A 15,516-nucleotide genomic window follows, 5' to 3' on the forward strand; every position below is an offset into this window, starting at 1 on the left:
AGACTAGACCGCGAAGCTTGTGCGAGGATGATAGGGCGTGCCGCCGAGGAGCCTGCAAAGAACTGAAGCGGCGATTTCTTCCCGGCCGACGAAAAAGGCCGCGCTTCGGACGCGGCCTTTCGTCGGTCGATGGTGATCGGGCGGCTCAGCCGTTCTTGAACAGCTGCAGGATCGACTGCGAGGAGCTGTTGGCGATCGACAGGGACTGGATGCCGAGCTGCTGCTGGACCTGGAGCGCCTGGAGGCGGGTCGATTCCTTGTTCATGTCGGCATCGACGAGCTGGCCGACGCCGCGGTCGATGGAGTCCATCAGGCTCTGCGTGAAGGTCTTCTGCAGGTCGATCGAGCTCTTGGCGGCGCCGAGCACGGTGGCGGCGTCGGTGAGCTGACTCATGACGTTGTCGATCTTGGTGACCATCTGCGTGATGATGTCGTCGGTCACGCCCGTCGCCGTGATGTCGAGATTGTAGGCGGAGATGTTGTCGATCTTGACGGGCGTGCCGGTCACGGCGCCCTGGCCGGCGGTGTTGGCGGCGATGTCGGTGGCGCCGCCGGCGATCGCGGCCGCATAGGCGGCATCGTACGCGGACTGGTCCGCGGCCGTGGAGTAGATCGAGGTCTGGCGGTCGAGGATGCCGAAATTCTTGACGTCGGTGGCGAGGCCGGAATCGAACAGCTTGGTGCTCTCGACATCGATGTCGATGGTTCCGAGCGAGATGGCGCCCGACGAGGAACGGTTGAACGAGGAAACGATCTTGGCGTCGGGCTGGACGCCGTCATTGGCGGCGGCGACCTGCTTGGACGTCACCGAGAGGAAATTCGATCCGGAGAAGGTGGCGGCGTCGGCGAAGGACTTCATCTGCGCCTGAAGCGCTGTGATTTCGCTCTGCGTCTTTGCCTTGTTGGCATCCGACTGGCCGACGGCCGACAAAAGCTTGGTCTTGATCTTGCCGATGGTGTCAAGCACGTTGTTCATGCCGGTGTAGGCGGTGTCGACCTTCGAAGCGCCGAGGCCGAGCGCATCCTGCACCGTCGACAGCGCCGAATTGTCGGACCGCATCGTGGTGGCGATCGACCAATAGGCGGCGTTGTCGGAGGCCTCGGAGACCCGGTAGCCGGTCGAGATCCGGGCCTGCGTCTGCTCGAGCGATTTGTTGGTGGCGTTGAGGCTTTGAAGTGCAGTCAACGCCGCAGCGTTCGTCATGATGCTCGCCAAGAAACTCGCTCCTTCTCCAAAGCCGGCATGCCATACAGGCCGGATCGGCCCGCCCATCGGTCGCGATCGTGCCGGTCGGGCCGATTCGACAACCTGTCGTAGTCCAATGGTTAACCATAGCTACCGCGATATGGTTAATGGCCTATTAAAAATCAGCCTCGAGAGGTTAAGGAGCGAGGGTTGCGCGAGCCTTGTGCCCGCCGTGTCCGAACGGATTCTGGCGACGCGCTTCAGGTTCCGTTTGATGCATGTCGTTGGCCCAAAACCGCTGCGCTTTTGGGCGACACGCATCGGCAAACGCAAATCGGGCCGCGCTTTTGGCGCGGCCCGATAATATTGCCTGGACGGTCGGGAGCGATCAGCCGCGGAAGAGCGACAGGATCGACTGCGAGGAGCTGTTGGCGATCGACAGCGCCTGGACGCCGAGCTGCTGCTGAACCTGCAAGGCCTGGAGGCGGGTCGATTCCTTGTTCATGTCGGCATCGACGAGCTGGCCGACGCCGCGATCGATGGAGTCCATCAGGCTCGAGGTGAAGGTCTTCTGCAGGTCGATCGAGCTCTTGGCGGCGCCGAGCTTGGTGGCGGCGTTCGTCATGTCCTTGAGCGCGGCGTCGACGACGTTCATCATCTGCTGGATCTGGGCGTCGCTGGCAGCCGTGCCGCCCGAGAAGATGGTCAGGCTGGCGACCGAATAGGTGTCGCCGGCCGCGGGAGCTGCACCCAGGGTCGGGTTCTGCGCCGTGGCCGTCGTGGCGCCGGTGGTGCCGAGGCGAGCCGCGTCGAGGATGCCCTTCGAGGTCGGGGCAGCGCCCGAGTCATAGAGCTTGATGCTTTCCACATTGACGTCGATCGTCGAGATCGAGACCGCGCCGGTGGCGCTGCGGTTGAAGGCCGAGACGATCTTGACGTCCGCCGCCGTGCCCGTAGCCGTCGATACCGATAGCATGTTGGTGCCGGAGAAGGTGGCGCCATCCGCATAGGCCTTCAGCTGGTCCTGAAGGGCCTTGATTTCGACCTGGGTCTTTTCCTTGGAAGCATCCGTCTGGCCGTAGGAAGCGGTCAGCTTCTGCTGAATCTGGTTGATGGTCTTGATCGCGCTGTCCATGCCGGTGTAGGCGGTGTCGACCTTCGAGGCGCCGAGGCCGAGGGCGTCCGAAACGGTGGACATGGCCTGGTTGTCGGAGCGCATCGTGGTGGCGATCGACCAGTAGGCGGCGTTGTCCGAAGCCTGCGAGACGCGATAACCCGTCGAGATGCGGGCCTGGGTGGTGTCGAGGTTCTTCTGGGTGGCGTTCAAGCTCTGCAGCGCGGTCAGCGCCGAGGCATTGGTCATGATACTGGCCATGATACTCGTACCTTGATTTTACACGGATTTTTTTGACATACCGGCATGTCCGGTATGACGGTGCGGCATCATGCCAATGACCGTTGCGACCGGTCACCCGCCATCTGCAGGCGACTATGGCGGCAAGTCCCTACCAAAGGACTAAACTGGACGGTTAATCGAAAATAATATTTGGAAATTCGCACCGTTGTTCATCAGCCAAAGTCCTCAGGACTTGGGTGAGCTCTCTCGCTGGCCGTTCGGGCGGTATGGTCAGGTAAAGGACCGCACCAGGCTGCCGACCAGAAGATTCCAGCCGTCGATCAGCACGAAAAACAGGATCTTGAATGGCAGGGAGACCACCGTCGGCGGCAGCATCATCATGCCCATGGCCATGGTGACGGTGGCGACGATGAGGTCGATGACGAGGAACGGCAGCACGATCAGGAAGCCGATCTCGAAGCCGCGCCGGATCTCCGAGATCATGAAGGCCGGCACCAGGATGCGCAGGTCGACGGTATCGCGCGAGACGGTCTGGCCGCGCTCGCGGGCGAGATCGGCAAAGAGGTCGAAATCCTTGTCGCGCACATTGTGCAGCATGAAGCTGCGGAACGGATCCGAGATCTTCTCGAAGGCTTCGGCCTGGGTGATCTGATTGTCCATCAGCGGCTTGACGCCGGTGTTCCAGGCCTGGTCAAAGGTCGGCGCCATGACATAGAAGGTCATGAACAGCGACAGCGAGATCAGGATCAGGTTGGCGGGCGTCGATTGCAGGCCGATGCCGGCGCGCAGGATCGAGAAGGCGATGACGAAGCGGGTGAAGCTCGTCACCATGATCAGCAGGCCCGGCGCCACCGAAAGCACGGTGAGCAGGCCGAACATCTGGATGAGGTAGCCGACCGTGGTGCCGTCAGCCTTGCCGATGCCGCCGAGATCGAGCTGCTGCGCCGCGGCGACGGAGGTGGTGACGACGATGAGCGCCGTGGCGGTGAGGAGCTTTCTCATTCGAGCAGCATCGTCCTGATGAGAACCTGTTTGACATGGCCGCCGCTACGCAGCGCCGCGCGCTCGTCGAGATCGGCCTTGAGATGCTGGTAGCCGCTGGCGCCTTCGATCTGATGCAGCTTCAGCGTGCGCACGAACGCCACCAGATCCTGGTGGATCTGGTCGGTCATCTCCGGCGGCTGCGGCGCGTCATAGAGCACCGATGCCTCGAGCCTTATCCAGACCTCGCTCGGCGACGCGATGTTGGTGGTGATCGGGGCCAACTGGACCACCGCGGGCCCGGCTGCCGGTTTACCGCCTTCGGCGGGTTTTTCCGCGGTGCCCGCATTCTCCGGCGCGGCGGGTACAGGCGCTGGCGCCTCTCCCTGCTTGAGATAGCCGCCCGCGACCCAGCCCATGCCGATGGCCGCGCCCGTCATGACCAGAAGCGCGGCGAGCTGGATTATCAGCGAAGGTCCCTTCTTGGGCTGTGCCTGCTCGACATTTGCCACGGACAGCGATCTCCTGGCCTAGAAAGGAAGAACCTGGTCGAGGATCTGCTGACCGTAGGCCGGCTGCTGGACCTCCATCACACGGCCGCGCCCGCCATAGGAGATGCGTGCCTCGGCGATGCGTTCGTAGGGGATCGTGTTCTCCGCGCCGATGTCGGAAGGACGCACCATGCCGGCGATGGTGAGCACCCGAAGCTCGTAATTGACGCGCACTTCCTGCGAGCCCCTGATCATCAGGTTGCCGTTGGGCAGCACCTCGGTGACGACCGCGGCGACATTGAGCTCGAGGTTTTCCGAGCGCTTGATCTCGCCGTCGGCGTTGGTCTCGGTGCTCGAGCTCAAGCCGGCATCGCCCTTGCCGCTGGTGCTCTTGCCGTCCCAGCCGAGCGTGACGTCGTAGCCGAGCTTGCGCGCCGCGGTGCGGCTGCGGTCGTTCTGGTTCTTGAAATTGGCCTTGTCGTTGAGCTTGATGTTGACGGTCAGGATGTCGCCTTCGCGCAGCGCGCGCGGATCGGTGAAGAGCCTGCTCTGGCGGTCGTCCCACAGCGAGAATTTCTTCACCGGCGCGGCCGGCGGCTCCGGATAGCTGTAGGGCGCGCCTCCGCCATTGCCGATGCCGGAGCCGACCGGCGACAGCGCAGGCTCCCGGCCGACCTCCTTGAGATCGGTGCCGCAGCCGGACAGTGCCGCCGCCGCGACAAGGACGAGCAATTTCAACTTCATGACGGATCAACCCTTCGCGCCGCGCTGGCCATGATGCCGGTGAGCGTCGCCGCCGCCTTCTGGTCCATTTCGTTGAGGATGACGCCGGCCTTGCGCGAATCGAGCTTCATCAGGATGGCCGCCGCGAGCTCGGCATTGACCATCGCCAGGCGCTCCGCCGCGGCGTCGGGTTTCATGCCGGCATAGATCTTGACGACGCTGTCCTCGGCGCGGGCCAGGAAAACCTCGCGGCGCTTCAGCCATTCCTCGTATTCGGCGCGCTTCGCCTCCAGCGCCTTCATGCGCTCGTCGATACCGGCCTGCAGCTGCTTCAGCTCCTCGGCCTGCAAGGCATAGCGGCGGTCGCGCGCGGCGTCGGCGATGTTGGAGCAGAAGCGCTGGATCTCGCTTTCGTCCGGCGCCTTCTCGCGCGTGAGCTGGGCCGGCTGAGCCGGCGCCTGTCCGCCGGGCAGCACCTGGCGCACTTCTTCCGCGCGGGCGGTACCGCCCGCCAGCGTAAGGATTGCGGCAGCGGCGAGGAGGCCCATTCCAGAATGAAGTCTCCGGCCAGAATGAAGTCTCCGGCCAGGATGAAGTCTCCGGCCAGAACGAAGTCTCGGGCGACGATGCAGTCTTGAGAAGATCAGCTCGATCATCGGCGCGCCTATTGGAGAACCAGGTCGGCCTGCAGGGCGCCGGCCGACTTGATGCCTTGCAGGATGGCGATGATGCCGTCGGGCTTCACGCCCAGATGGTTGAGGCCGGAAACGAGCGTTTCGAGATCGGGGCCGTCGAGGACGGCAACGCGCACGTCGGGGCGTGTAGCCTCGATGGCGGTGAAGGGTTCGATCGCGGTTCGGCCCCTGGAGAAAGGTTCCGGCTGGACCACTTTCGGCGCCTCGGTGATGCGCACCGTGAGCGTGCCGTGGCTGATCGCCACGCGCGATATCTTGACGTTGTTGCCGATGACGATGGTGCCGGTGCGCTCGTCGATGACGACGCGGGCAGGGGCATCCGACTCGACGACCAGGTTCTCGATCTCGGCATAAAAGCGCGCGGCGGAGACGTTCTTCGGCCGCCTGATCTGCACGGTGCGGGCGTCGCGCTCGGCGGCGACGCGCAGGCCGAAGCGCTGCGATGTGTAGTCGTTGATGGCGTCGGCGATGCGGATGGCGGTCGAGAAATCCGGATTGCGCAATTGCAGCGTGAGCACGCCCTGGTCGTCGAACTCGGCGGGCACCGCGCGCTCGACGATGGCGCCGTTCGGCACGCGACCCGCTGTGGGCACGCCTTGCGTCAGCTGCTCGGCCTGGCCCTTGGCGACGAAGCCGCCCACGATGACCGAGCCTTGTCCTACGGCATAGATTTCGCCGTCGGCGGCCTTCAGCGGCGTCATCACCAGCGTGCCGCCGGCGAGCGAGGTGGCGTCACCCATCGAGGAGACGTCGATGTCGATGCGGGCACCCGACTGGACGAAGGGCGGCATGTTGGCGGTGACGATGACGGCGGCGACGTTCTTGGCGCGCGCGCTGCCACCTTCGGTGGCGATGCCGAGATTTTCCAACATGGCGCGGATCGACTGTTCGGTGAACGGCGAGTTGCGCAGGCTGTCGCCGGTTCCGGCCAGGCCGATGACCAGGCCGTAGCCGACGAGCTGGTTGTCGCGCGCGCTCTGCAACTGGGCTATGTCCTTGATGCGTGCCGCGACCTGGCCGGGCGGCAATGTGCTCGGCCCCGTCGAGACGCGGAACATGCGCGTGGTGGTGGCCGGATCGTATTCAGGATCGTCGTAGACGCCGCCATTTTTCTGCGCAAGTTCGCGCTTGGCCTTGGGCGTCAGCCCGTCGGCCAGGGCAGGCTGAAGGCCGATGGCCGCGCTCAGCAAAAGGGCGAAAGCGCGCATCACGATGCGCCGACCTTGATGGTGCCGTCGGCCATGACGATGCCGGAAATGATCTTGCCGCTGTCGATGTTGCGGACCTTGATGAGATCGCCGGCGGCGCCTGGCTGCAGGGTGACGCAGGCGGCCGAAATGGTCAGCGCGCCGGCGGTGAAATAGACCTGCACGGAGGCGCCCTGTTCGACCAGCCAGGCATCGCGAATGGCGGCTACCGGGATGTAGCGGCCGGGCAGCAGCGTGCGCTTGGCGACCTTGCCCTCCAGTTCCCCCGAGTGCGTCGCCATGCCGTCCGGCTTGTGCTTGCCCGGGACCAGCGTCACCTGCTTCAGTGCCGCAAGCTCGATGGTCTCGCCGGGGTAGATGACGCGGTTGGGGATCAGTACGGCCTCGCCGACCGCCTGACCGGCGGCGATCTGATTGGCCGACTGCGTCTGACTGGCCGATTCCTGCGCAAGCGCCGGCGTGCCGCCGGCCACCAGCGCGATGGCCAGCACGGCGCGGCGGAATGCGGGCCAGAGGATCGGCGTCGCCATCGTCGTTACCTGATGTTCTTGGAGACCACCGAGGCCATGTCGTCGGCGGCCTGGATGACCTTGGAGTTCATTTCATAGGCGCGCTGCGCCGAAATCAGCTCGGTGATTTCCTTGACCGGATCGACGTTGGAGGACTCCAGATAACCTTGCTCGATCGTGGCGAAGCCGGGATCGCCGGGAACGCCGACATTGGCCGGACCGGAAGCGGCGGTCTCCTGGAACAGGTTGTCGCCGAGCGGCGCCAGGCCCGCCTCATTGGCGAAGTTCGCGATCTGGAGCTGGCCGAGAAGCTGGAGGTTGGTCTGGCCGTCGATGCGGGCAAAGACCTGTCCGGTCTTGTTGACGATCACCTCGACCGCGTCGGTCGGCACGGTGATCGCCGGGATGACGCTGGCGCCGTCGACGGTGACGAGCTGCCCGGTGGCGTTGGTGTTGAAGGCGCCGGCGCGGGAATAGAGCGTGCCGCCGTCGGCGCCCTCGATCTGGAACCAGCCCCTGCCGGTCAGCGCCAGATCGAAGCTATTGCCGGTGCTGGTCAGCTCGCCCTGCGTGTGGACGTTGCGCACGGCGGTCGTCTTGACGCCAAGGCCGATCGAGACGCCCTCGGGCACCAGCGAGGTGTTGGAGCGATTGGGCACGCCCTGCGTGCGGTCGACCTGGTAGAGCAGGTCCGAGAATTCGGCCCGCGCCCGCTTGTAGCCGGTGGTGTTGATGTTGGCGATGTTGTTGGCGATGACTTCCAGATTGGTCTGCTGGGCGTTCATGCCGGTCGCGGCGATGGCAAGGGCTTTCATGTCGCGGTCCTAGATACTCATGCGGCTGATTTCGAGATAGGCCGAGACGACCTTGTCGCGGATGGCGATGGTCGTCTGCAGGGCCTGCTGAGCGCTCAGCACCGCATCGACCACCTGGCGGGTGTCGGCATCGCCCTTGAGCGCCTGGATCGACATCTGCTCGGCATTCTGCAGCGTGTTGACGGTCTTCGTCGCGGCGTGGCTGAGGATTTCGGCGAAGCTGCTGCCGACGCTCTCGCTCGCCTGTGTCCCGACACCGCCCTGAAGCAGGCCGGGCGAAGCGGCCTCCGCGCCGTCGATTGCCGGTTTGAACTGGAGTGCCCCGATACCGCCGATCATTACTGGTTCCTCATCAGGTCGATGGTCATGGAAATCAGATCGCGAGCCTGCTTGATGACCTGCAGGTTGGCCTCATAGGAGCGGTTCGCCTCGCTCATGTCCGCCATTTCGACCAGCACGTTGACGTTGGGCATCTTCACGTAGCCCTTTTCGTCGGCGGCTTCGTTGCCAGGCTGGAACTCGATCGGGAAGTCCGACGGGTCGCGCGCGATCGAGCTCACCTCGACCAGCGAACCGCCGCTGGCGCGGTCGAGCTCGGACTGGAAGGTGATCGTCTTGCGCCGATAGGGATCGGCGCCCGGCGTGTTGCCCGTCGACTGCGCGTTGGCGAGGTTTTCCGACACCACGCGCAGGCGCTCCGACTGGGCGCCAAGGCCGGATGCCGCGACTTTGAGGGCTGCGGTCAGCGCATCCATGGTCAGCTCTTCACCACCATCGTCATCATCGAATGGAAGGCTTTGACGATCGCTGTGTTGAGCTCGAAGGAGCGGCGCACTTCGCCGGCCTTCATCAACTCGTCCTCGACCACCACCGTGTTCTTCGACGGCATGATCGAGCCGGTGGGTTCCTCCGGCTTGACGTTGAAGCCTGCATTGGTCGTCGCGGCGCCGAGATGACCGGCCTGGGTAGCGACCAGCGTCACCGCAGTGCGGTCGAGAACCTTTTCGAACGGCTCGACATCGTTTGCCGCATAGCCCGGCGTGTTGGCATTGGCGATGTTGGAAGCGATCGCCGACTGGCGCACGGCCAGCCATTGCGACTGCCGGGTGGCGAGGTCAAAGAGGTTGACGGGTTCCATGGGACTCTCCGGGCGAGTACGCACAAGACTAGGCCGCCAGTCTTGCGCGGACCTTGCGCGGGACGAGCCGGCGGCCCGTCACGGCGCAATCACCTGGAAAGCTGGATCACCTTGTCGGCATCGGTGACGATCACCCATTTGCCGCCGCGCTGCTCGATCGAGGCGACGCGACTGGAATCGGGCAGGACAGAGCCGCGCTGGACGATCCAGAGGCCGGTATCGTCCTCGATCATGGCGCGGCCGTTGGCGACATGCACCATCTTGAATTCGGACGCGCCGGCCGGGAAAGGCTGGTCGCCAGGCACCGGGGCGGGTTCGTCCTGCACCGTTCCGGTGGCAAGCAGGTCGATATCGGCGTTGGGAACGTCCTTGGCCGTCAGCGGTGCGCTGGGTTCGGCCGCGACGCCGCCGCCCTCGCGACCGGAATTGCTGCCGCTGCCACCGAACTTGATGGCCTGCACGCCGAACTGCTCCTGGTTGAAGAAGATGTACCAGGGAAACAGCGCGCAGATCAGGCCAAGCGTGATGCCGAGCGCGGCGACGACGAAGTCGCTGCGCCGGTCCGCCTTTCTGTCAGCCAGGCGCGGGAACTGGGCCGGCGGCGGCTTCGGCCATTCCACCTTCGGGAACAGGCCGTTGATGAGCGAATCGCGGCTGGCTTCGGCCTCCTCGGCGGCCTTGGCCTCGGCGATCATCTCGCGCAGCAGGCGCTCGGTCTGCTGCAGCTCAGTCTCCTTGATCGCCATTTGGCTTCCCCTTGAGATGGCGGGCGAGGTCGGCGAACGGATCGGCCGAAGCGCGATCCCTCGGCGATTGGGTGAGCGCTTCGTAGATCAGCGGCACCTGGCGCACGGCGATGTCGAGCTCGGCGTCGGCGCCGCCCTGATAGGCGCCGAGCAGGCGGATGTCGCGTGTGTCCTCGAAGCGCGCGATCATCGACTTCAGCCTGGTCACCAGCAGGCGCTGCTCCGCGCTCCAGGCCTTGTCGGCGAGACGCGAGATCGACGACAGCGGATTGACCGGCGGGTAGCGCCCCTGCTCGGCGATCGCGCGATCAAGCACGACATGGCCGTCGAGGATGCCGCGCACCGAATCGGCCACTGGATCGTTGTGGTCGTCGCCGTCGACGAGAACCGAGATGATGGCGGTGATAGAACCTTTGCCCTCAGCGCCCGGGCCCGCGCGTTCGAGCAGCTTCGGCAAATCGGTGAAGACCGAGGCCGGGTAGCCGCGCGCTACCGGCGGCTCGCCGGTTCCGGTCGCCACCTCGCGCAGCGCATGGGCAAAGCGGGTGATGGAATCCAGCACCAGCAGCACGCGATGGCCCTGGTCGCGGAAATGCTCGGCCACACACATGGCGGTATCGGGCGCGCGCCGGCGCATCATGGCGCTTTCGTCGCTGGTGGCGACGACGGCAACGGTCTTGGCCATGCTGTCGGCGCCGATTGTGTCCTCGAGGAATTCGCGCACCTCGCGGCCGCGCTCGCCGATCAGCGCGACGACGACGGTATCGAAGGCCTCGGCGCCGGCGAGCATGGCAAGCAGCGTCGACTTGCCGACGCCGGAGCCGGCGAAGATGCCGAGCCGCTGACCGAAGCAGAGCGGGGTGAAGATATCGATCACCCGCACGCCGGTGAGGAAGCCCGTGCCGACGCGCTGGCGGGCCATGGCGCCGGGCGTCTGTGTGTCGGTGCCATCGGCGGCATTGGGCCTGATCAGCGGCGGACCGCCGTCGATGACGCGGGTCAGCGCGTCGACGGCGCGCCCGCGCCAGGAAAGATGCGGCGTGACGGAAAGCGGGCCGCGCCGGAATACGGCATCGCCGATGCCGGCATCGGCATTGCGCTCGAACGGCGCCACGACGACCTCGTCGCGGCCTATTCTGACGATCTCGCCGCGGCGCGTGCCTGCCTTGCCGCGCTGCTCGACGATGTCGCCGAGCCTTGCGATGTCGGAGAGGCCGCGCACCTTGTAATGGGTGGGCGAAATCTCGACGACGCGGCCGCCGCGGCTGAGCAATGTCTGCGGATTGTCGAACCGCCGCCAGACGCGTTCGAGCGCCGCCAGCCGATCGGTCTGACCGGCCTCGGCAAACCTCTCTGGCGCGCGGAGCAGGGACGAGCCGGTCGCCATCTCGCTACTTCGAGCCGAGCGTCTTGATCGCGTCGTCGGTGGAGGAAGCGCTCTGCCGGATCAGCGCAGCGGTGTTCTCGAAGGCGCGCTGCACCTGGATCAGCCGGGTCATCTCCAGCACCGGATTGACGTTGGATTCTTCCAGGAAGCCTTGCGCGACGCCGACATCGGAACGATCCGTGACCGGTTCGGGGGTACGCGCCGGCACGATGCCCGAATTGCCGTAACGGACAAAATTGTCGCCGGGATCGAACTGATAGACACCGATGGCGCCGACAAGCTGGTCGTTCTGGCGGAGCGAGCCGTCGGCGCCGGCCTTGGGCGGGCCGTTGCGCGGATCGAGCTGGATCGGCGCGCCGCCGCCGTCCAGCACGGGATAGCCTTCGATCGACATCAGCTCGCCGTTCTCGTTCATGGAGAAGCGGCCGTCGCGGGTCATCACCGTTCCGGCCGGCGTCTCGATGGCGAACCATGCGTCACCCTGGATAGCGAAGTCGAAAGGATTGCCGGTTTCGGTCAGCGAGCCGTGCGCGGTGGAAAGATAGGTCTTGCCCGAAGAGGCGAAGGAGACCGACTTCGGCCCGGTGCCGGAGACGACGTCCTCGAACTTCACGCCGGTGGCGCGAAAGCCGATGGTCGAGGCATTGGCGACATTGTCGGCGATGGTGTCGAGACGGCGCTCGAGCGCGATCTGCGAGGAGAGGGCAACGTAAAGACTGTCCTGCATGGTGTTCTCAGAACTTTAGCTTCTGCATGGCCATCATCAGGTCGGTGGAGATGCCCACCGTGAGCGGCTGCGCGAAGAGCACGCTGACCGATGTCACGGCCGTCGAGGTCGGGTTGTTGATCTCATACATGCTGGTGAAGCGGGTCAGGAACTTGCCGAGCTTCTCGGGATCGGTGAAATCCGAGATGTCGAGCTTCTGCTCGAACAGCTGCGCCTGCTTGTCGATGTCGGCCGTGGCAAAGGAATCGGGCAGGCCGAGCGCGGTGCGCACCACGCTGGCTAAAGCGGTGTCGGCGAGCACGTCGTACCAGCTGGTGATGTCCGGGGCCTTGCGCTCGAAGTAAAGCGCCAGCCGGACGCCCTCGTTGGTCTTGCCGGCGTCTTCCTCCAGCGTCTGGCGCATGTATTTGTCGACGGTCGGCTGCTGGGCCGGAACGTAGGTGGTGGCGTTCTCGCCGTACTGCTCGAAGTTGAAGGCCGAGGCCAGCGCCGCATAGGCCGGGTTAGTCTGCTTGTTGGCGACGCTGTCGGGGTCGCGCACGCCGCCTTGCAGGACTTGCTTGATGAGATCCTTGTCTTCGGTCGCCGAATCGAGGCCGAAGGCCGCCAGCGCGTAGGTGTAGAGCCGGCTGTTGCCCATCAGATCGTCGACGGACTTCACCTTGGTGATGTTGGAGAGATAATAGGTCGTCTCGCCCTTCACGTAGTCCGAATTCGGATCGAGACCGGCGATCTGCGCCTGGATGGCGTAGTTCTTCGTCACCAGCTGCTGCGCCTTGTTGTAAACGGTCGCATCGGCGCCATTGGCGGCGAAGTTGAAGGCGGCGACGAACTCGGCGTAGCGCTTGTCGGTGAGCTTGTTGGCGAAACTGTTGGGATCGGAAACGCCTTCCTTCAGCGCCTTGACCATGAAGGCCTTGGCATAGTCCATGTCCTCCAGCCCGTAGGCCTTCATGGCATATTTGAACAGGCGGTCATTGTTGACGAAATCGTCGATCGATTTCACCTTGGTGATATTGGCCAGATAATATTTGGTATCGCGATCGACCGTCGGCTGTTGCTCGATACGGTCGATCGACTTGTTGATGTCTTTCACGATCAACTGGTAGCTGGTGTAGGTATTGAGCAAAGGACACGCCTCCGGCCGAAGCTATCCCGGCACGATAAGCTGACTTCCTTGCGCGAAACTGAATCGCGTCCATGGGCTTCGATTCAAGCCTCACACAAGGCACGAGGACTATCCCTGATCCACGAGGTGACATGCGGAAGGACCTGTCGTGGGTATTCTGATCGGACTTGTAGTGACGCTCGGCTGCGTTCTCGGCGGCTTCATGGCCATGGGCGGCCATCTGCACGTGCTGCTGCAGCCATGGGAAGCCGTCGTCATCTGCGGCGCGGCGCTCGGCACCTTCCTCGTCGCCAATCCGATGAAGACGGTCAAGGATACGGGCAAGGGCATTCTCGAAGCCTTCAAGCAGGCCGTGCCGAAGGAACGCGATTATCTCGAGACGCTGGGCGTCCTGCACAGCCTGATGCGCGAGCTGCGCTCGAAGTCGCGCAGCGAGGTCGAGGCGCATATCGACAATCCGGAAGAGTCCGCCATCTTCCAGGCTTTCCCGACCGTGCTCAAGAACCACGAGCTGACGCATTTCATCTGCGACTATTGCCGCATCATCATCATCGGCAACGCACGCTCGCACGAGATCGAGGCGCTGATGGACGAGGAGATCCAGACGATCCGCACCGACAAGCTGAAGGCCTATCACGCGATGGTCGCGGTCGGCGACGGCCTGCCGGCGCTCGGCATCGTCGCCGCAGTGCTCGGCGTGGTGAAGGCGATGGGCGCGCTCGATCAGTCGCCGGAAATCCTCGGCGGCCTGATCGGCGCGGCGCTCGTCGGAACCTTCCTCGGCATCTTCCTCTCCTATGCCGTGGTCGGTCCGGTCGCCACCAAGATCAAGACGGTGCGCGAGAAGAAGAATCGCCTCTACATCATCGTCAAGCAGACGCTGCTCGCCTATATGAACGGCGCCTTGCCGCAGGTCGCCATCGAGTTCGGCCGCAAGACCATTTCGTCCTATGAGCGCCCGACGATCGATGCCGTCGAGCAGAGTACGATGAACACGGGCAGCGCCGAGAAGAAGGCGGCCTGAGCATGCAGAATTTCAGCCAGGGCCGCCTGCCGTCATGACCAGTCCGGGCAGTCCGTCGCAAACCCGGGCCTTGATCATCGAGCGTCTCGTCGGCGACAGCGGCGAGGCCGCGCAGGTGATCGGCGTCGGTCGCGGCATGGCCGAACGCTCGCTGCCGCTGCTGCAGAAAGCCCTTTCCGGCGACCTTGGTGCGCCGGTCACGGTCGACCTGCAAGCGGTGGAAGTGGGTCGGGTGCCCGATGCGCGCATACGCGCCGGCGAAACCTTCGCCATGACCATCGTCTCCTCGCCGACCTCGGCCGACGCCATGACGCTGGTCATGGACGCGCCGGCAATCGCCGTCATGGTCAGCGCCCTGTTCGGCGGCGACCCGGACCAGCCGGTGGCGCCGATCGAGCGCGACCTGTCGCAGATCGAGACCGACGTCGCGACCAGCGTCTTCCAGGAGGTCGCGGTGGCGCTGAACGGATCGGACAGGCGCTCTCTAAACTTGCGCCTGCCGGTCCCCCGGGCGATGTCCGGCAACGAGGCAAGACGGCGTGTGCTGCGCGATGGCGCGGCGGTTCGCATCGTCTACGGCATCTCGACGCCGACCGACACCGGCACGGTGACGGTCATGATCCCGCAGCGCCTCCTTCTGGCGGCGCGCGGCGCCACCGCCAATACCGACGAGGACGGAACGACGGAGTTCGACTGGCGGGCGCGCTTCTCGGAAGAGGTTATGCGTTCGGCCGTGCGGCTCGAAGCCACCATGCCGCTCGCCCGGCTGACGCTCGGCGAACTCGCCGCCTTCCAGCCCGGCCAGGTGATCGAGTTCGAGGAGAACGCGCAGATCCAGGCCAAGCTCAGCGCGCGCGACAAGACGCTGTTTGTCTGCGAGTTCGGCAAGCTCGGGCAGAACTACACGGTCCGCATCCGGCATCCCCACGATGCCGGGCAGGATTTCATCGACGGGCTCATGCCGGGCTGAGGCCGGGCTTGGGATTATTGGAGACGAGGCATGGCAAAGACCAAGGTGGAAGCCGAACCAGAAGCCGACCAGCCGGACGAGCAGCTCGACCGTGCCATCGAGGAATTGCGCGGCGTGCTCCGGGAAGAGGAGAAGCGTCCGGACGCCGCTCTCCAGGCCGGCGCCAATTCCTCGATCATCATGACGATCCCGGTCGATGTACAGATCATTCTCGGCAGCACCGAAATGCCGGTGTCGGAGCTGATGGCGCTGCAGAAAGGCTCGACAGTGGCGCTCAACCGTCGCATCGGCGAGCCGGTCGACGTGGTGGTCAATGGCCGCAGAATCGCGCGCGGCGAGATTACCGTGCTGGAAAACGACCCGTCGCGCTTCGGCATCAGACTTACCGAGATCATAGCCGCGACGCAGAGCGCTTGAGGATGGACAGCGA

19 protein-coding genes are annotated in these 15,516 nt (G+C 64.7%); 3 read left to right on the forward strand and 16 right to left on the reverse strand.

The annotated features are described in order from the left end of the window. Positions 1-145: 145 nt before the first annotated feature. From QAZ22_RS11905 to QAZ22_RS11980, 16 genes are all read right to left on the reverse strand, one after another. Positions 146-1,216, reverse strand: a complete 1,071-nt coding sequence (locus tag QAZ22_RS11905) for a flagellin (RefSeq protein WP_278206942.1) — start codon at positions 1,214-1,216, stop codon at positions 146-148. Positions 1,217-1,574: 358 nt separating this feature from the next. Further along, positions 1,575-2,561 carry a flagellin gene (locus QAZ22_RS11910; protein WP_278206943.1) on the reverse strand — a complete coding sequence of 329 codons (987 nt, stop codon included), beginning with the start codon at positions 2,559-2,561 and terminating at the stop codon, positions 1,575-1,577. Between the two features lie 252 nt (positions 2,562-2,813). Next, the gene (fliP, locus tag QAZ22_RS11915; RefSeq protein ID WP_278206944.1) at positions 2,814-3,545 is read right to left on the reverse strand and encodes a flagellar type III secretion system pore protein FliP; all 732 of its coding nucleotides are present in this window, start codon (positions 3,543-3,545) and stop codon (positions 2,814-2,816) included. Then, positions 3,542-4,036: a flagellar basal body-associated FliL family protein gene (locus QAZ22_RS11920; protein WP_278206945.1), complete on the reverse strand. Its 495-nt coding sequence runs from the start codon at positions 4,034-4,036 to the stop codon at positions 3,542-3,544. Before QAZ22_RS11920 ends, fliP begins: the two co-directional genes overlap by 4 nt. A gap of 18 nt (positions 4,037-4,054) precedes the next feature. Further along, the gene (gene flgH, locus QAZ22_RS11925; RefSeq protein ID WP_278074486.1) at positions 4,055-4,759 is read right to left on the reverse strand and encodes a flagellar basal body L-ring protein FlgH; all 705 of its coding nucleotides are present in this window, start codon (positions 4,757-4,759) and stop codon (positions 4,055-4,057) included. After that, a complete protein-coding gene (locus QAZ22_RS11930; RefSeq protein ID WP_278206946.1) occupies positions 4,756-5,286 on the reverse strand; it encodes a MotE family protein in 531 nt (176 codons plus the stop codon). Before QAZ22_RS11930 ends, flgH begins: the two co-directional genes overlap by 4 nt. A gap of 116 nt (positions 5,287-5,402) precedes the next feature. Then, positions 5,403-6,491, reverse strand: a complete 1,089-nt coding sequence (locus QAZ22_RS11935) for a flagellar basal body P-ring protein FlgI (protein WP_278207821.1) — start codon at positions 6,489-6,491, stop codon at positions 5,403-5,405. A gap of 149 nt (positions 6,492-6,640) precedes the next feature. After that, positions 6,641-7,171 carry a flagellar basal body P-ring formation chaperone FlgA gene (gene flgA, locus QAZ22_RS11940; RefSeq protein ID WP_278206947.1) on the reverse strand — a complete coding sequence of 177 codons (531 nt, stop codon included), beginning with the start codon at positions 7,169-7,171 and terminating at the stop codon, positions 6,641-6,643. Positions 7,172-7,176: 5 nt separating this feature from the next. Further along, the gene (gene flgG, locus QAZ22_RS11945) at positions 7,177-7,965 is read right to left on the reverse strand and encodes a flagellar basal-body rod protein FlgG (protein ID WP_278074482.1); all 789 of its coding nucleotides are present in this window, start codon (positions 7,963-7,965) and stop codon (positions 7,177-7,179) included. A gap of 9 nt (positions 7,966-7,974) precedes the next feature. Further along, positions 7,975-8,304: a flagellar hook-basal body complex protein FliE gene (locus QAZ22_RS11950; RefSeq protein ID WP_278206948.1), complete on the reverse strand. Its 330-nt coding sequence runs from the start codon at positions 8,302-8,304 to the stop codon at positions 7,975-7,977. After that, positions 8,304-8,720, reverse strand: a complete 417-nt coding sequence (gene flgC / locus QAZ22_RS11955; protein ID WP_278074480.1) for a flagellar basal body rod protein FlgC — start codon at positions 8,718-8,720, stop codon at positions 8,304-8,306. The genes QAZ22_RS11950 and flgC overlap by 1 nt, the downstream gene beginning before the upstream one ends. Before the next feature lie 2 nt (positions 8,721-8,722). Then, positions 8,723-9,103, reverse strand: coding sequence for a flagellar basal body rod protein FlgB (flgB, locus tag QAZ22_RS11960; RefSeq protein ID WP_278206949.1), 381 nt, complete (start codon positions 9,101-9,103; stop codon positions 8,723-8,725). Between the two features lie 89 nt (positions 9,104-9,192). Further along, the gene (locus QAZ22_RS11965; RefSeq protein WP_278206950.1) at positions 9,193-9,849 is read right to left on the reverse strand and encodes a hypothetical protein; all 657 of its coding nucleotides are present in this window, start codon (positions 9,847-9,849) and stop codon (positions 9,193-9,195) included. Beyond that, positions 9,830-11,236, reverse strand: coding sequence for a flagellar protein export ATPase FliI (gene fliI / locus QAZ22_RS11970; RefSeq protein WP_278206951.1), 1,407 nt, complete (start codon positions 11,234-11,236; stop codon positions 9,830-9,832). The genes QAZ22_RS11965 and fliI overlap by 20 nt, the downstream gene beginning before the upstream one ends. Positions 11,237-11,240: 4 nt before the next feature. Then, on the reverse strand, positions 11,241-11,963 hold the full coding sequence (flgF, locus tag QAZ22_RS11975) for a flagellar basal-body rod protein FlgF (RefSeq protein ID WP_278206952.1): 723 nt from the start codon (positions 11,961-11,963) through the stop codon (positions 11,241-11,243). A gap of 7 nt (positions 11,964-11,970) precedes the next feature. Beyond that, positions 11,971-13,092: a DUF1217 domain-containing protein gene (locus QAZ22_RS11980; protein WP_278206953.1), complete on the reverse strand. Its 1,122-nt coding sequence runs from the start codon at positions 13,090-13,092 to the stop codon at positions 11,971-11,973. Between the two features lie 148 nt (positions 13,093-13,240). On the opposite strand from QAZ22_RS11980, the gene motA reads away from it, so the two are divergent. Genes motA through fliN form a run of 3 tightly spaced genes read left to right on the forward strand, consistent with a single transcriptional unit; the run spans position 13,241 to position 15,503 of the window. Further along, positions 13,241-14,116 carry a flagellar motor stator protein MotA gene (gene motA / locus QAZ22_RS11985; RefSeq protein WP_278206954.1) on the forward strand — a complete coding sequence of 292 codons (876 nt, stop codon included), beginning with the start codon at positions 13,241-13,243 and terminating at the stop codon, positions 14,114-14,116. 34 nt (positions 14,117-14,150) lie between these two features. After that, entirely contained in the window at positions 14,151-15,086 is a 936-nt protein-coding gene (locus QAZ22_RS11990; protein WP_347405179.1) for a FliM/FliN family flagellar motor switch protein, read from the forward strand. Between the two features lie 30 nt (positions 15,087-15,116). Continuing rightward, complete coding sequence (gene fliN, locus QAZ22_RS11995; protein WP_278074472.1) at positions 15,117-15,503, forward strand: flagellar motor switch protein FliN; 387 nt, start codon at positions 15,117-15,119, stop codon at positions 15,501-15,503. Positions 15,504-15,516 lie beyond the last annotated feature (13 nt).

This window comes from Mesorhizobium sp. WSM4906 (assembly GCF_029674625.1).
Classification (GTDB): Bacteria; Pseudomonadota; Alphaproteobacteria; order Rhizobiales; family Rhizobiaceae; genus Mesorhizobium.

Excerpts from the sequence above, each read along its gene's own strand:
- flgG (WP_278074482.1), bottom strand. The coding sequence starts at position 7,965 with ATGAAAGCCCTTGCCATCGCCGCGACCGGCATGAACGCCCAGCAGACC.
- QAZ22_RS11965 (WP_278206950.1), bottom strand. The coding sequence starts at position 9,849 with ATGGCGATCAAGGAGACTGAGCTGCAGCAGACCGAGCGCCTGCTGCGC.
- fliN (WP_278074472.1), top strand. The coding sequence starts at position 15,117 with ATGGCAAAGACCAAGGTGGAAGCCGAACCAGAAGCCGACCAGCCGGAC.
- QAZ22_RS11910 (WP_278206943.1), bottom strand. The coding sequence starts at position 2,561 with ATGGCCAGTATCATGACCAATGCCTCGGCGCTGACCGCGCTGCAGAGC.
- QAZ22_RS11990 (WP_347405179.1), top strand. The coding sequence starts at position 14,151 with ATGACCAGTCCGGGCAGTCCGTCGCAAACCCGGGCCTTGATCATCGAG.
- fliP (WP_278206944.1), bottom strand. The coding sequence starts at position 3,545 with ATGAGAAAGCTCCTCACCGCCACGGCGCTCATCGTCGTCACCACCTCC.
- fliI (WP_278206951.1), bottom strand. The coding sequence starts at position 11,236 with ATGGCGACCGGCTCGTCCCTGCTCCGCGCGCCAGAGAGGTTTGCCGAG.
- flgB (WP_278206949.1), bottom strand. The coding sequence starts at position 9,103 with ATGGAACCCGTCAACCTCTTTGACCTCGCCACCCGGCAGTCGCAATGG.
- flgA (WP_278206947.1), bottom strand. The coding sequence starts at position 7,171 with ATGGCGACGCCGATCCTCTGGCCCGCATTCCGCCGCGCCGTGCTGGCC.
- QAZ22_RS11930 (WP_278206946.1), bottom strand. The coding sequence starts at position 5,286 with ATGGGCCTCCTCGCCGCTGCCGCAATCCTTACGCTGGCGGGCGGTACC.
- QAZ22_RS11950 (WP_278206948.1), bottom strand. The coding sequence starts at position 8,304 with ATGATCGGCGGTATCGGGGCACTCCAGTTCAAACCGGCAATCGACGGC.
- flgC (WP_278074480.1), bottom strand. The coding sequence starts at position 8,720 with ATGGATGCGCTGACCGCAGCCCTCAAAGTCGCGGCATCCGGCCTTGGC.
- flgH (WP_278074486.1), bottom strand. The coding sequence starts at position 4,759 with ATGAAGTTGAAATTGCTCGTCCTTGTCGCGGCGGCGGCACTGTCCGGC.
- QAZ22_RS11935 (WP_278207821.1), bottom strand. The coding sequence starts at position 6,491 with ATGTTCCGCGTCTCGACGGGGCCGAGCACATTGCCGCCCGGCCAGGTC.
- flgF (WP_278206952.1), bottom strand. The coding sequence starts at position 11,963 with ATGCAGGACAGTCTTTACGTTGCCCTCTCCTCGCAGATCGCGCTCGAG.